12 protein-coding genes are annotated in these 13341 nt (G+C 67.2%); 4 read left to right on the forward strand and 8 right to left on the reverse strand.

Annotated elements, in window-relative coordinates:
• Positions 1–35: 35 nt before the first annotated feature.
• Positions 36–1484 carry an alanine/glycine:cation symporter family protein gene (locus tag IB232_RS16820; protein WP_192399755.1) on the reverse strand — a complete coding sequence of 483 codons (1449 nt, stop codon included), beginning with the start codon at positions 1482–1484 and terminating at the stop codon, positions 36–38.
• A gap of 165 nt (positions 1485–1649) precedes the next feature.
• Between IB232_RS16820 and IB232_RS16825 the strand changes: the two genes are divergently transcribed.
• Both IB232_RS16825 and IB232_RS16830 read left to right on the forward strand, forming a co-directional pair.
• The gene (locus tag IB232_RS16825) at positions 1650–2468 is read left to right on the forward strand and encodes a helix-turn-helix domain-containing protein (RefSeq protein WP_192399756.1); all 819 of its coding nucleotides are present in this window, start codon (positions 1650–1652) and stop codon (positions 2466–2468) included.
• A gap of 190 nt (positions 2469–2658) precedes the next feature.
• On the forward strand, positions 2659–3087 hold the full coding sequence (locus tag IB232_RS16830; RefSeq protein WP_192399757.1) for a hypothetical protein: 429 nt from the start codon (positions 2659–2661) through the stop codon (positions 3085–3087).
• Between the two features lie 4 nt (positions 3088–3091).
• Here IB232_RS16830 and IB232_RS16835 read toward each other — a convergent pair whose 3' ends face one another.
• The 3 genes from IB232_RS16835 to IB232_RS16845 all read right to left on the reverse strand — a co-directional run bounded on the left by IB232_RS16835 (position 3092) and on the right by IB232_RS16845 (position 4913).
• Positions 3092–3763 (reverse strand): GNAT family N-acetyltransferase, encoded by a 672-nt coding sequence (locus IB232_RS16835; protein WP_192399758.1) that lies wholly within the window; start codon positions 3761–3763, stop codon positions 3092–3094.
• Complete coding sequence (locus IB232_RS16840) at positions 3760–4203, reverse strand: GNAT family N-acetyltransferase (protein ID WP_192399759.1); 444 nt, start codon at positions 4201–4203, stop codon at positions 3760–3762. The genes IB232_RS16835 and IB232_RS16840 overlap by 4 nt, the downstream gene beginning before the upstream one ends.
• 86 nt (positions 4204–4289) lie before the next feature.
• The gene (locus IB232_RS16845) at positions 4290–4913 is read right to left on the reverse strand and encodes an FMN-binding negative transcriptional regulator (RefSeq protein ID WP_192399760.1); all 624 of its coding nucleotides are present in this window, start codon (positions 4911–4913) and stop codon (positions 4290–4292) included.
• Positions 4914–5002: 89 nt separating this feature from the next.
• On the opposite strand from IB232_RS16845, the gene IB232_RS16850 reads away from it, so the two are divergent.
• On the forward strand, positions 5003–6469 hold the full coding sequence (locus tag IB232_RS16850) for a PLP-dependent aminotransferase family protein (RefSeq protein WP_192399761.1): 1467 nt from the start codon (positions 5003–5005) through the stop codon (positions 6467–6469).
• A 249-nt stretch (positions 6470–6718) separates the two neighbouring features.
• Here IB232_RS16850 and IB232_RS16855 read toward each other — a convergent pair whose 3' ends face one another.
• The gene (locus tag IB232_RS16855; protein ID WP_192399762.1) at positions 6719–8143 is read right to left on the reverse strand and encodes an aspartate ammonia-lyase; all 1425 of its coding nucleotides are present in this window, start codon (positions 8141–8143) and stop codon (positions 6719–6721) included.
• Between the two features lie 182 nt (positions 8144–8325).
• Here IB232_RS16855 and IB232_RS16860 point away from each other — a divergent pair, with 182 nt between their 5' ends.
• Positions 8326–9240 (forward strand): LysR substrate-binding domain-containing protein, encoded by a 915-nt coding sequence (locus IB232_RS16860; RefSeq protein ID WP_192399763.1) that lies wholly within the window; start codon positions 8326–8328, stop codon positions 9238–9240.
• 3 nt (positions 9241–9243) lie between these two features.
• Here IB232_RS16860 and IB232_RS16865 read toward each other — a convergent pair whose 3' ends face one another.
• The 3 genes from IB232_RS16865 to IB232_RS16875 form a co-directional block, all read right to left on the reverse strand.
• Positions 9244–10041, reverse strand: coding sequence for a substrate-binding periplasmic protein (locus IB232_RS16865; protein WP_192399764.1), 798 nt, complete (start codon positions 10039–10041; stop codon positions 9244–9246).
• 72 nt (positions 10042–10113) lie between these two features.
• The gene (locus tag IB232_RS16870) at positions 10114–11436 is read right to left on the reverse strand and encodes a sigma-54-dependent transcriptional regulator (RefSeq protein WP_192399765.1); all 1323 of its coding nucleotides are present in this window, start codon (positions 11434–11436) and stop codon (positions 10114–10116) included.
• Positions 11429–13297, reverse strand: a complete 1869-nt coding sequence (locus IB232_RS16875; protein WP_192399766.1) for a sensor histidine kinase — start codon at positions 13295–13297, stop codon at positions 11429–11431. Before IB232_RS16875 ends, IB232_RS16870 begins: the two co-directional genes overlap by 8 nt.
• Positions 13298–13341 lie beyond the last annotated feature (44 nt).

Genomic DNA, 13341 nt, shown 5'->3' on the forward strand with positions numbered 1-13341 from the left:
GGGCTGTGTGCCCCCTTTTTATTTCAGCGGATGACTCAGCGCTGGTGCAGGCTGTGGGCCATCGCCACGTGCTCGCCGGAGGCGGCGGGCTGCGGGTTGGCCGGCCAGGCGACGGGGTCGAGGTCCAGGTCGCCGAACTCCTTCGGATCGAACACCGGGGTCTCGATGCCGGCGGCGCGCTGGCGGTCGTAGTCGCGCATCAGGCGCAGGCCGACCTTGATCAGCATGGCCAGGGCGGCCAGGTTGACCAGTGCCAGCAGGGTCATGGTGATGTCGGCGAAGGCGAACACGGTACCCAGGTTCTGCATCGAGCCCCAGAAGATCAGGCCCAGCACCAGGCCGCGGTAGATCATCAGCGGGCCGCGGCCGCGGCCGACGAGGAACTGCAGGGCGTTCTCGCCGAGGTAGTAGTTGTAGAGGATGCAGGTGAACACGAACAGGCTCAGCGCCACGCTGACGAAGATCCGGCCCCAGTCACCGACCACGGCGGCCAGCGAGTTCTGCGTGAGGATGATGCCGTCGCCCTCGAAGCCCGGGGTGTAGAAGCCGGACAGCAGGATCAGCAGGGCAGTGCAGGTGCAGATGACGAAGGTGTCGAGGAACACGCTGAACGCCTGGACCACGCCCTGGGCGACCGGGTGCTTCACCGCAGCCACGGCGGCGACGTTCGGCGCGCTGCCCAGACCGGCTTCGTTGGCGAACACGCCGCGCTTCACGCCCATCACGATGGCGCTGCCGAGCAGGCCGGCGAAGGCCGGTTCGAGGCCGAAGGCGCTCTTCACGATGGTCACCAGCATGTCCGGCACCAGCTCGATCTGGCTGGCGATCACGTACAGGGTCACGGCGATATAGGCCAGGGTCTTGACCGGTACCAGCAGGTCGGAGACGGCGGCGATGCGCTTGATCCCGCCGAGGAACACCAGGCCGAGCAGCACGGCCAGGCCGATGCCGGTGTAAGCGACCGGGAAGCCGAAGGCGTTCTGCAGCGAGTGGGTCACGGTGAAGGACTGCAGGCCGTTGAAGGCGAAGCCGTAGGTGACCAGCAGCAGGACGGCGAAGGTCATCGCCATCCAGCGCAGCTTCAGGCCGTGCTGGATGTAGTAGGCCGGGCCGCCGCGGTACAGGCCATCGCCGTCGGCGCGCTTGTAGGCCTGGGCCAGGGTGCACTCGAAGAAGCTGCTGGACATGCCGACCAGCGCGGTCACCCACATCCAGAACACCGCGCCCGGGCCGCCGAGGGTCACGGCGACGCCGACACCGGCGATGTTACCGGCACCGACGCGGCCGGCGAGGCTCAGCATCAGGGCCTGGAAGGAACTCAGCTGGCCGGCGCTGCCGCGGATGGAGTCCTTGAACACGCTGAACATGTGGCCGAAGTGGCGGAACTGGACGAAACGCGAGCGGATGGTGAAGTAGCTGCCCAAACCGACGATCAGCACGATCAGCAGTTTTCCGGACAGGAAATCGTTGAGCATTTCCCGCATGGCGAGGACCTCGATTCTTGTTATTCGAGCGAAATGTGCGGCACAGCGAGAGCCGTGGGGGCGCATGGTCTGCCTGTGACTGGGCGCGGGCAATTTCGCGGGTGGCGGCGAGTTGGCGCGAGTTGATGCTAGAATCGCGTCGCTCGCATCATCAGGAAATGCCCCATGTCGGAAGCGCTCGGCGACAACCTCAAGCTGCTGTGCAGCCATTACCGTTCGATCGCCGAGGTTTGCCGCAAGCTGGCGATCAATCGCGCCCAGTTCAACAAGTACCTCAACGGCCAGAGCCGCCCGACGCCCTACAACCTCAAGCGCATCTGCGACTTCTTCGGCGTCGAGGACTACGAGCTGCTGCTGCCGCCGGAACAGTTCTCCCGGCTCATCGGTGCGCGCAACCCGGGCCAGGCATCGAGCAAGCGCAGCGATGCGCTGCTGGAGTTGCTCAGCCCGCTGCGCGAGCAGACCGGTGACCTGCGCCGCTACTGTGGCTACTACTTCGAGTACTCCAACTGCATGTCGGTCCCCGGCTACGTGCTGCTGTCGCTGGTGCACCTGTGGGAAGAGGACGGCGACTTCCTGTTCGAGCGCCAGGAGCGCCAGGAGCGTTCGGCCAGCGCCGACGTGCAGGCCGAGGACTGGGTGCGCTGCCGCTACCTGGGCGCCGCCTTCCAGCTGCAGGACCGGCTGTTCCTGATGGACTACGAGTCGCTCACCATGAACGAGATGAGCCAGACCATCCTCATCCCCAGCTACAAGAGCCGCATCACCCGCCTCAACGGCCTGAAGACCGGTGTCTCCAGCGGCGACCGGCGCAATCCGGCCTGCACCCGCGTGGTGTGGGAATACCTGGGTACGGAGATCAACCGCATCAGCGCCTACCGCCAGGTGCGCCTGTACCGCCCGGACGACCCACGGATCGACGACGACGTGCGCCAGCGCCTGGACGTGGCGCCGCTGAAGAACGGGTTGTTCGAAATCGAGTAGGGCGGCGAATCAAAGCGCAGCGGCAAGGTCGTATGGATGCCAGGGCGGCAACCGCCCATCAAGGAGTGATCGAGCGTGTCGGCAATGCGCTACAGAGTCTGTCTTTGACTGCTTCGCTGTGTTCTGCTGGACAGTCCTGGTTGCCTAACCGTAGCGTCCGCCTTCTCTCGCAACTATCCATGAGGTCAGGGTGATTCGTCCTTTTGTCCGCTATTTCCTTCCCACCCCTTTCCTTCTTGGAGTGGCGATGATTGCGACTGCCTTCTGGCAAAACGATGCTGACTTCGTTTTTGGCGATGCAGTGCCAATAGATGCGGTTTTTGTAGATAGCGGCCCATCTCAGTCAGGTAGTGGCAGGCCACGTTATTTCCCCGTCTTCCAGTTACCTGATGGTCGAGCCCTCAGGGTTGAACGCGCCACTGTGGCTTCTGAGCTCCCACAAAAGGGTCAGACTGTACAGCTGCGTTGCAGTACCAAAAACCCAGGGAACTGCAAAATGCCCGGCCAAGAAAACGATATTGTTTTTTACGGCATTGCAGTTCTATGGTCGTTAATTGCAGCAGGTGTCACTTATGCCATGTGGAGGCCGCTGCTCCGCGATTCATCTAAAGGCATTTGAACCCTCAGCCACGCAGCTCCTCCAGCCGGCGTATCTGCCGACCCGCGGCATCGAAATTGTCCGCCGCCAGCCAGCGCTGGAAGGCCTCACAGCATTGCGGCCATTCGCTGTCGATCAGCGCATACCAGGCGGTGTCGCGGTTCTGCCCCTTGACCACCATATGCTGGCGGAACAGTCCCTCGTAGTGGAAACCGAAGCGTTCGGCGGCGCGCCGAGAACGGGCGTTCCTCGAGTTGCACTTCCACTCGAAGCGGCGGTAGCCAAGCTCGTCGAAGGCATGCCGGGCCAGCAGGAACACCGCCTCGGTGGCCCCCGGTGTACGTTGCATGGCTCTGCCGAAGGCGACATGGCCGAGCTCGATGCAGCCATCCTTGGGCGTGATGCGCAGATAGGCGAGCAGGCCCAAGGTGCGTGAACTGGATTGCTCGACCACCGCATAGAACTGCGGATCGCGGCTATCGGCATTGCCGGCCAGCCATGCGTCGAAGGCAGCGCGCTCGGTGAAGGGGCCGTAGGGTAGGTAGTCCCACAGCGCCGGGTCCGGGCCCTGCAGTTCCTGCCAGAGATCGTCGCCATGGCGCGTGGCATCCAGCGGCTCCAGGCGGATAAAGCGGCCCTGCAGAATTTCATGTGGCGGAAAGGGTCGTGGCTGCCACTGGCTCAGGTCGGCGCTCATCCCAGCAGCTTCCGGTACTGGATAAAGCCGGAGCGGTCGGCGATGCGGTCGTAGAGCATGCGCCCCTGGTAGTTGGTCTCCTGGGTCAGCCAGTGCACACGACTGGCGCCGGCGGCCGCGGCCTCGGCATAGACGTGTTCGATCAGCGCACGGCCGATGCCGCCGCCGCGAATGTTTTCCGCGACATACAGGTCCTGCAGATAGCAGTAGTCGCCCGTGGTCCAGCAGCTGCGGTGATAGATGTAGTGCACCAGGCCCACGGCCTCGCCATCGCGCCAGGCCAGGGCGGCGTGCATCGGCTCGGCGGGGTCGAGGAAGCGTTGCCAGGTCAGGGCGCTGGTTTCCTCGGCAATCTGCGCGTTGTAGAAGCGCTGGTAACCCTGCCAGAGCGGTAGCCAGGCGGCGTGATCGGCGGCGGTGATGGGGCGGATATCGAGCATGGTTCCTCCTTGGTATGCGAATGCGGGTGGGGCCTTCCCCTCTCCCTAACCCTCTCCCCAGCGGGGAGAGGGAAAACTAGTGGGGCTCAGGTCATGCGCGCCGCCAGTTCGCGGTCGCGTGGGTTGGATGAGGCGTCGAGGCCGTCGCGCACGCCGGCCTGGTCCACCGTCGAGCGGTTCTGCCCGAGCTTCCATTTGCCGTCCAGGCGGCGGATCGGCAGGGCGAAGCCGACGATGGCACGCAGCATGGTGTCGATGTACTCACGTGGCGCATCGTTGACCGCCCAGGGCCGGGCGCGTCCACTCTCGTGCTGGTCGCTGAGGCGGCTGACGATCTGCAACAGGCGCTCGGGGTCCTCGATCAGCTCGACCGGGCCACGGGCGTGCACGGCGATGTAGTTCCAGGTCGGCACCACCTTGCCGTGTTCGACCTTGGCCGCGTACCAGCTGGGGCTGATGTAGGCGTCCGGGCCGGAGAACACGGCCAGCGCCTCGGCCCCGCCCTGCAGCTCGCGCCAGTGCGGGTTGGCCCGGGCGAAGTGGCCGTAGAGGGTGCCGAACTCGCCTTCGTCGGGCGCAAGCAAAAGCGGCAGATGGCTGGCCTGTACGCCTTCCGCTCCGGCACTGGTCAGGAGGGCGAAGGGGTTGGCGCGCATCTGCGCGTGCAGTTCGGCGAGCTCGTCCTGGCGGAAGGCGGAGGGCAGGTACATGGCGGTTCTCCTGGCGGAATGGCCCCATGCTAGGCAGGATATTGGTCCGTTGTAAGATCCATTTACCGCCAGTTCGATGGAGCCAATCTATGCCCGCCACACCGCCGCTACCGGTCGATCTCTCCGGCATTCGCCTCGATCCCGGCCAGGGCCTGGCACGCCAGCTGTACCAGGCCCTGCGCGAGCGCATTCTCGATGGCCGCCTGGCTGGTAATACCCGCCTGCCGGCCAGTCGCGACCTGGCGGCGTTGCTGAGCATCTCGCGCAATACCGTGACCCGTGCCTTCGACCAGCTGTATGCCGAGGGTTATGTGGAAGGGCGTGTGGGTGACGGCACCTATGTGACTGACCTGGCCAGCGAGCGCCCGGCCGCGCAGCCGCTGGCCAGCGGCCCGGCACCCAGCGCGGCACTGCAACGCCTGCAGCAGCACCATCTGCCGCCACCGCTGAGTGGCGCGCCCAAGGCCTTTCGCATCGGTGTGCCGGCTTTCGACCTGTTCCCCTTCGAGGTATGGGCGCGCCTGCAGGCGCGCTTCTGGCGCAAACCCTCGGCGGCGCGCCTGGGCTATGGCGACCCGGCCGGCGATGCGACCCTGCGCGAGCTGGTGGCCGCCTACCTGCGCAGCAGCCGCGGGCTGAACTGCGACCCGGCGCAGATCGTCATCACCTGTGGTGCCCAGCAGGCCATCAGCCTGTGCGCCCAGTTGCTGGTGCAGCCCGGTGAGCGTGTGGCGATCGAGAACCCCGGCTACCGCGCCGCCGGCCATGCCTTCGCCGTGGCCGGTGCCGAGCTGTGCGGCGTGCCTGTGGATGGCGACGGCCTGGACACCGCCGCCCTGGCCGCCATCGAGGATTGCCGGCTGGTGTATGTCACGCCCTCGCACCAGTACCCCACCGGCGTCACCCTGTCGCTGGCGCGGCGTCTGGAGCTGCTGGAGTGGGCCGAACGGCGCGACGGCTGGATCATCGAGGACGACTACGATGGCGAGTACCGCTACAGCGGCACGCCCTTGGCCCCGCTGGCGGCGCTGGATCGGCAGGGCCGCGTGCTGTACGTCGGCACCTTCTGCAAGATCGCCTTCCCGGCCCTGCGCCTGGGCTACCTGGTGTTGCCGCCGGCGCTGACCGAGGCGTTCGCCCGCCGTCGCGCGGTGGACATGCGTCACTCGGAGATCGGTACCCAGGCGGTGATGGCCGAGTTCATCGCCGCTGGGCATTTCCAGCGCCATGTACGACGCATGCGCCAGGCCGCGCGGGCGCGTCTGGAGGCGCTGCTGCGCGACTGGCCCGCGGCGATTCCCGGCTGCGCGGCGCTGCCGAAGGTGGAGGCCGGCCTGCACCTGTGCGTGCGGGTCGCCAGCCTGGCCCGCGAGCGCGAACTGCTGGCCGCCGCCCGCGCCGCCGGGGTGGAGATGAACGGGCTCAGCGACTACTGGCTGCCACACAGCCTTGAGCCGGAGGATGCCCGCGCCGGGCTGGTGCTGGGTTTCGCCGCCGTGCCCGAGGCGCAGATCGCCGAGGCGCTGGTGGTCCTGCGGCGGGCATGGAATCTGTAGCCCGGTGCAGTCCGGGAAGGCCGGCGAGTCCACTCCCGGATTGCATCCGGGCTACGGCGGCGATCCGAAGACGTAGGGTGGATGACGCTTCACCCATCCACCGGGGCGGTCCCGATGGTGGATGAAAAGGGCGTCATCCACCCTACGTTGTGTGTGACGGAGGCATCCGCGCCGGAATAAAAAAGGGATGGCCGAAGCCATCCCTGGAGGGCAAGGGGCGTGGGGCTGCCCCTCGGTCGATGAAGCGGATCAGCCCTGCAGCGGCACCAGGCGCGGGGCGATCATGTTTTCCGGACGCAGGATGTCGGCGAGGGTGGCGTCGTCCAGCAGCTTCTCCTCGCGCACAAGCTCCAGCACGCCGCGGCCGCTTTCCAGCGCCACCTTGGCGATGCGCGTGGCGTTCTCGTAGCCGATGTAGGGGTTCAGCGCGGTGACCAGACCGATGGAGTTCTCCATCAGCTCGCGGCAGCGCTGCTCGTTGGCGCTGATGCCGTCGATGCACAGCTCGCGCAGCATATCCATGGAGCGGGTCAGCAGGCGGATCGAGTCGAGGATCTTGTAGGCGATCAGCGGCTCCATCACGTTCAGCTGCAGCTGGCCGCCTTCGGCCGCCATGGTCAGGGCCAGGTCGTTGCCGATCACTTCGAAGGCCACCTGGTTGACCGCTTCCGGGATCACCGGGTTGACCTTGCCCGGCATGATCGAGCTGCCCGGCTGGCGCGCCGGCAGGTTGATCTCGTTGATGCCGGTGCGCGGCCCGCTGGAGAGCAGGCGCAGGTCGTTGCAGATCTTCGACAGCTTGACCGCGGTGCGCTTGAGCATGCCGGAGAACAGCACGAAGGCGCCCATGTCCGAGGTGGCCTCGATCAGGTCGGCCGCCGGCACCACCGGGTGGCCGCTGACGATGGCCAGGCGCTCGACGGCGAGCTTCTGGTATTTCGGGTCGGCGTTGATGCCGGTGCCGATCGCGGTGCCGCCCAGGTTCACTTCGGTGAGCAGGGCCGGGGCAAGCATCTTCAGGTGCTGCAGGTCTTCGCCGAGGGTGGTGGCGAAGGCGCGGAATTCCTGGCCGAGGGTCATCGGCACGGCATCCTGCAGCTGGGTACGACCCATCTTCAGCACGTGGCTGAACTCCAGGCCCTTGGCGGCCAGCGACTGGATCAGCTTGTCGAGAGCGTTGAGCAGGCTGTCGTGGCCGAGCAGTAGGCCGACGCGGATGGCGGTCGGGTAGGCGTCGTTGGTCGACTGCGCCATGTTCACGTCGTTGTTCGGGTGCAGGTGTTCGTACTGGCCCTTCTCAAAGCCCATGGCTTCGAGCGCGATGTTGGCGATGACTTCGTTCGCGTTCATGTTGGTCGAGGTGCCGGCGCCGCCCTGGATCATGTCGACCACGAACTGCTCGTGGAACTCGCCCTGGATGATGCGCGCACAGGCGGTGCTGATGGCGGTGTGCTTGGCGGCGGACAGGTGGCCCAGCTCGCGGTTGGCGTCGGCGGCGGCCTGCTTGACCATGGCCAGGGCGATCACCAGTTTCGGGTAGTGCGACAGCGGTACACCGGACAGTCGAAAATTCTGCACGGCACGCAGGGTCTGGATGCCGTAGTAGGCCTCGGAGGGGACTTCGAGCTTGCCGAGCAGGTCTTTTTCGATACGGGTGGATGCAGCAGCGGACATGATGTCTTCTATCTCTGGGAAATACGGCTTGGCGCCGCGGTGCCCAATAATCTAGGCTTTCTGCCGTTTGTCGGCCAATGCTGTTAGTAGCTATGGTATGCATAAACGGCATAATGTCGCCGTGACTCGGGTTGAATGTCGCGCGTGCATAATTTCAAACGAATATTGGCGGCCAATCAGCGATGAATCTGGAAACCAAATGGCTGGAGGACTTCGTCGCCCTGGCCGCCACCCGCAGCTTTTCCCAGGCGGCCGAGAAGCGCTTCGTCACCCAGCCGGCCTTCAGTCGGCGCATCCGCAGCCTCGAAGGCGCACTGGGTCTGACCCTGGTCAACCGATCGCGCACGCCGGTGGAGTTGACCGAGTCCGGCCAGCTGTTCCTGGTCACGGCGCGCAGCATGGTCGAGCAGCTCGGCGAGGTGGTGCGCCACCTGCACCATGTCGAGGGCCAGCAGGGGGAGGTGCTGCAGATCGCTGCCGCCCACTCGCTGACCCTGGGCTTCTTCCCGGAGTGGATCGGCCGCCTGCGCCGCGAGGGCCTGCCGCTGTCCACCCGCCTGGTGGCGACCAACGTCGGCGAGGCGGTGCATTCGCTGCGCGAGGGCAGCTGCGACCTGATCCTTGCCTACTACGACCCGGATGCGGCCATGCAGCTAGCGCCGGACATCTTCCCCTCGCTGCACCTGGGCACCACCTCGATGCTGCCGGTGTGCGCAGTGGGTGAAGACGGCGCGCCGCTGTTCGGTCTGGACGCCGGCCACAGCGTGCCCCTGCTGGCCTACAGCGCCGGTGCCTTCCTCGGCCGCTCGGTGAACCATCTGCTGCGCCTGCGCGCGTTGCGCTCGACCACGGTGTACGAGACGGCCATGGCCGACAGCCTCAAGACCATGGCCCTGCAGGGTCTCGGCGTGGCCTGGGTGCCGCGCCTGTCGGTGACGGCCGAGCTGGCCCGCGGCGAGTTGGCGGTGTGCGGTGGCGAACAGTGGCAGGTGCCGCTGGAGATCCGCCTGTACCGCTGCGTGCTGTCGCGCAAGGCGACGGTGCGTCTGCTGTGGCGCAAGCTGGAAGCCGGGATGGGTAGCGAGGCGGGCCGCTAGCGGTCAGAACTGCAGCGCGCTTTCCAGCTCGTCCCCCGACAGGTACGCGGACAACAGCCTGCGCAAGGTGCCATCGTCGCGCATGCCCTGCATGAGCGCGGCCATGCGCTGGTAGTCCTGATAGGAGAAGTGCGCCTTGCTCAGAGCCAGGTGATGGGGAATGGGCGCGGTCTGGGGCGACCAGTCCATGATCCTCACGCGATCATCCAGCCCCAGCTCGGCCAGCTCCTTGCGGTAGAACAGCGGCAGGGAAAACACGGTGTCGACGCGGTTGCCGGCGCCCAGCATGAGAAACAGGTTGTGGATGCTCGGCACCTTGATGACCCGACCCTGCCCGGCCAGTTGCGCGATCAGCTCGTCGTAGGTCGGTCCGTGGCGAAAGCTGCGTACCACGGCGATGCGTGCGCGCGGGTCGGCCAGCAGATCCGCCGGGCTCCGCAGATCGGCGCGTGTGGTCAGCGCCATGTTTTTCTGCGCGTGGTACGGGATGAAGTAGGCGAAGCTGTCGCGCTCCGCGACGCGTATGGCGGACACCGTCATGGACAGGGTGCCCTCCTGCAGCTCTTTCCAGATCCGCGCCCTCGGCTGCTCGAAGGTGTCGAAGCGGTAGCCGCCGCGTTTCATCAGCTCATCGATCACATCGCGGTCGAGTCCCTTTCCCTGCGAGTACAGTAGCCCCGCCTGGTAGAAGGCCAGGCTGTAGACCTTGTCAGGCAGTGCATCCGCGGCTGCCGACAACCCCGTCGAGAGCGCTGTGCTGAAGATCAGGCAGAGAGCTCGGCGCAATAGCCTTGGGGTCATGGTGGTGCTCGGGCGTGGGGTCAGTCTGCAGTGTGGCATGCCATGGCAGGCGCGCCAGCGCCGGTCTCTGCTTCACAGCCCGTACTTCTTCACCTTGTCGAACAGGGTGGTCTTGGCCATGCCCAGGTCGAGGGCGGCCTGGCTGAGGTTGCCGGCGTGGCGTTCCAGGGCGGCGCCGAGCAGGTTGCGCTCGAAGGCTTCCACCGCCTCTGCGAAGCCGGGGCCGCTGCCGTCCGGGGCGGCGTCGCTCTTCTTGAACACCGGCAGGCCGAGGGCGAAGCGTTCCGCCACGTTGCGCAGCTCGCGCACGTTGCCCGGCCAGTCATGGGCCTGCAGGGTGGCGGCGGTGCGCCGGTCCAACTCCGGCAGGGCACGGTCGAAGCGCAGGGCGGCGAGCTGCAGGAAGTGCTCGAACAGCAGCAGGATGTCCTCGCGCCGATCGCGCAGCGGTGGCAACTCCAGGGTCACCACGTTGAGCCGGTAGTACAGGTCGCTGCGGAATTCACCGCGCTGGCCCAGCTCGGCCAGGTCGGCCTTGGTCGCGGCGATCACCCGGCAGTCCACGCTGATCGGCTGGTTCGAACCGAGGCGCTCCAGGCTGTGTTCCTGCAGCACGCGCAGCAGCTTGATCTGCAGGGCCAGCGGCATGCTCTCGATCTCGTCGAGGAACAGCGAGCCGCCGTCGGCGTGCTCGATCTTGCCGATGCGGCGCTTGCCGGCGCCGGTGAAGGCGTTGGCCTCGTGACCGAAGATTTCGCTTTCGAACAGGCTCTCCGGCAGGCCGCCGCAGTTCAGCGCGACGAACTCCTTGCCCTGGCGCCGGCTGAAGTCGTGCAGGCAGCGGGCGACCAGTTCCTTGCCGGTGCCGGTTTCGCCCTCGATCAGCACGTTGGCGCCGGTATCGGCGACGTTGGCGATCAGCTCGCGCAGCTGCTGCATGGCCGGCGAGCGGCCGATGATGCGCTGCTCCAGGGCCTGGCGTCCGGCCAGCTGGCGGCGCAGGGCGCTGACCTCGCGGGCCAGGCCGCGCTGCTCGAGGGCGCGACGCACAACGTCGACCAGGCGCTCGGGGGAAAAGGGTTTCTCGATGAAGTCGTAGGCGCCGTCGCGCATGGCGCCCACCGCCATGCCGATATCGCCGTGGCCGGTGATCAGCACCACCGGCAGGCTCGGGTCGCGGCGCTTGAGCTCGGCCAGCAGCTGCAGGCCGTCGATGCCCGGCAGGCGGATATCGCTGACCACTATGCCGGCGAAGTCGCCATCGATGCGCGCCAGCGCCTCCTCGGCGCTGCCGACGCCCTCGCTGGCGATATCTTCCAGCTGCAGGGCCTGCTGGCAGCCGAGCAACACGTGGGGGTCGTCTTCGACGATCAGTACGGTCAGCGCTTCAGTCATCGCGGGGCTCCTGCAGGGGCAGATCGAGGATAAAGGCGCTGCCGCCTTCCTCCGGGTGACGGACCACCAGGCTACCGCCGGCGGCCGCGGCCAGGCTGGCGGACAAGGTCAGGCCGAGGCCCAGGCCCTTCTCGCCCGGCTTGGTGGTGAAGAACGGCTCAAACAGATGCACGCGCACGTCCGGCGGGATGCCGGCACCGCTGTCGCGCACCTCCAGGCGGTAGCTGGCGCCGTGCTGTGCGCCGTTCAGCCACAGCTCGCGGCGCGGCTGTTCGCGCAGGGCGTCCAGCGCGTTGCTCAGCAGGTTGACCAGGATCTGTTCCAGGCGGGTCTGGTCGATAGCCAGGCGCGCCTCGGCGAACTCGCGGTGCAGAGCCGGACGCTCCTGCTCGACGCGGCTGTGCAGGAGGAACAGCGCCGCCTCCACCGCCTGCTCCAGGCTGGCCTGGCCGTGGTCGCCGCCGCGCCGGGCGAAGGCGCGCAGGCTGCCGGTGATGCGGCCCATGCGGTCGACCAGCTCGCCGATGGCCTGCAGGTTGCTGCCGGCCACGTCCAGCGCGCCGCGCTCGAGGAAGCGCGCGGCATTCGCCGACAGGGTGCGCAGCGCCGCCAGCGGCTGGTTCAGCTCGTGGGCGATGCTGGTGGACATCTGCCCGATCACCGCCAGCTTGCCGGCCTGGACCAGGCCGTCCTGGGCCTGGCGCAGGTTGGCCTCGGTCTGCTGGCGCTCGCGCACCTCGGCCTGCAGCAGCAGGTTGCTGGCGGAGAGGTCGAGGGTGCGTTCGGCGATCTTGCGCTCCAGCTCGCTGTTGGCCCGCTGCAGCGCCTCGCGGGCGGCCAGGCGGGTGGCGATCACCTTGCGCCGCTGGTTCAGTGCCAGGCCGCCGAAGATCAGCAGGGCGCAGACCACGCCGGCCAGCAGGCCGTGGCTGGCAGCGGTGCGGCGCTGTTCGGCCAGCGGTGTGAGCAGGGTCAGGTGCCAGGCGGTATCGTTCAGCGCGCGGGTCTGCTGCAGGTAGTCCAGGGGCTGGCCAGCGGGGCCGTCCAGGCGGATTTCCTGCAGGCCGTCGCCGAGCTCGCGGCTGGCCAGCGGTTGCAGTTCCTGCAGGGTCGCCCAGTGGTACTGCAGGCTGCGCGCCAGGCGCTCGCGGCGGGCATCGTCCAGCGGCCGCACGGCTTTGAGCCGGCGCGCCGGGTTGCTGGAAAGGATGATGATGCCGTTCTCGTCGCTGACGTAGGCCTCCACGCGGGCGTCGGCCCAGCGCTTTTCCAGGGCGTCGAGGCGCACCTTGACTACCGCCACGCCGATCACCCGGCCGTTGGCGCGCAGGCCGTGGGCCAGGTAGTAGCCGGGCTCGCCGGTGGTGCTGCCGACGCCATAGAAGCGCCCCGGCTCACCACGGACTGCCTGCTTGTAGTAGTCGCGGAACGACAGGTCCTCGCCGAGGAAGCTGCTCGGCTGGTTCCAGTTGCTGGTGGCGACCACCCGGCCATCGAGGTCGAGCACGTACACGGCGAGGCTGCCGGCGCGCTGGTTGAGACCTTCGAGGTGATCGTTGAGACGCTGCCGGCGGTAGCTGCCGGGGGTCAGCAGCAGGCGGCTGACGCCACTTTCCAGCTCCAGCAGGCTGGGCAGGTAGGTGTACTTGCCGATCTCGCTCTCCACCGCGCGGGCGTTGAGCTCCAGCTGGCGTTCGCCGCTAGCGGCCAGGTCGCGGATGCCGATCGCCTCGCTGAGCCGGTAGCCGGCGTAGCCGCAGCCGAGTACCAGGGCGATGCCCAGCAGGGTCAGCAGCAGTTGGCGGAGCAGATGTGGCTTCACGGCGAGGGCGGGCGGGACGCTGGGGGACAGGCATTGCATCACAGTCGTCCGGGGCTGGCCAGTTGGCGCCCGGGACTGGAGCC

It is taken from the genome of Pseudomonas sp. PDM15 (genome assembly GCF_014851565.1).
Classification (GTDB): Bacteria; Pseudomonadota; Gammaproteobacteria; order Pseudomonadales; family Pseudomonadaceae; genus Aquipseudomonas.

Coding starts and splice junctions, on each gene's coding strand:
- IB232_RS16855 (WP_192399762.1), bottom strand. CDS start 8,143: ATGTCCGCTGCTGCATCCACCCGTATCGAAAAAGACCTGCTCGGCAAG.
- IB232_RS16860 (WP_192399763.1), top strand. CDS start 8,326: ATGAATCTGGAAACCAAATGGCTGGAGGACTTCGTCGCCCTGGCCGCC.
- IB232_RS16825 (WP_192399756.1), top strand. CDS start 1,650: ATGTCGGAAGCGCTCGGCGACAACCTCAAGCTGCTGTGCAGCCATTAC.
- IB232_RS16850 (WP_192399761.1), top strand. CDS start 5,003: ATGCCCGCCACACCGCCGCTACCGGTCGATCTCTCCGGCATTCGCCTC.
- IB232_RS16840 (WP_192399759.1), bottom strand. CDS start 4,203: ATGCTCGATATCCGCCCCATCACCGCCGCCGATCACGCCGCCTGGCTA.
- IB232_RS16835 (WP_192399758.1), bottom strand. CDS start 3,763: ATGAGCGCCGACCTGAGCCAGTGGCAGCCACGACCCTTTCCGCCACAT.
- IB232_RS16865 (WP_192399764.1), bottom strand. CDS start 10,041: ATGACCCCAAGGCTATTGCGCCGAGCTCTCTGCCTGATCTTCAGCACA.
- IB232_RS16870 (WP_192399765.1), bottom strand. CDS start 11,436: ATGACTGAAGCGCTGACCGTACTGATCGTCGAAGACGACCCCCACGTG.
- IB232_RS16845 (WP_192399760.1), bottom strand. CDS start 4,913: ATGTACCTGCCCTCCGCCTTCCGCCAGGACGAGCTCGCCGAACTGCAC.
- IB232_RS16820 (WP_192399755.1), bottom strand. CDS start 1,484: ATGCGGGAAATGCTCAACGATTTCCTGTCCGGAAAACTGCTGATCGTG.
- IB232_RS16875 (WP_192399766.1), bottom strand. CDS start 13,297: ATGCAATGCCTGTCCCCCAGCGTCCCGCCCGCCCTCGCCGTGAAGCCA.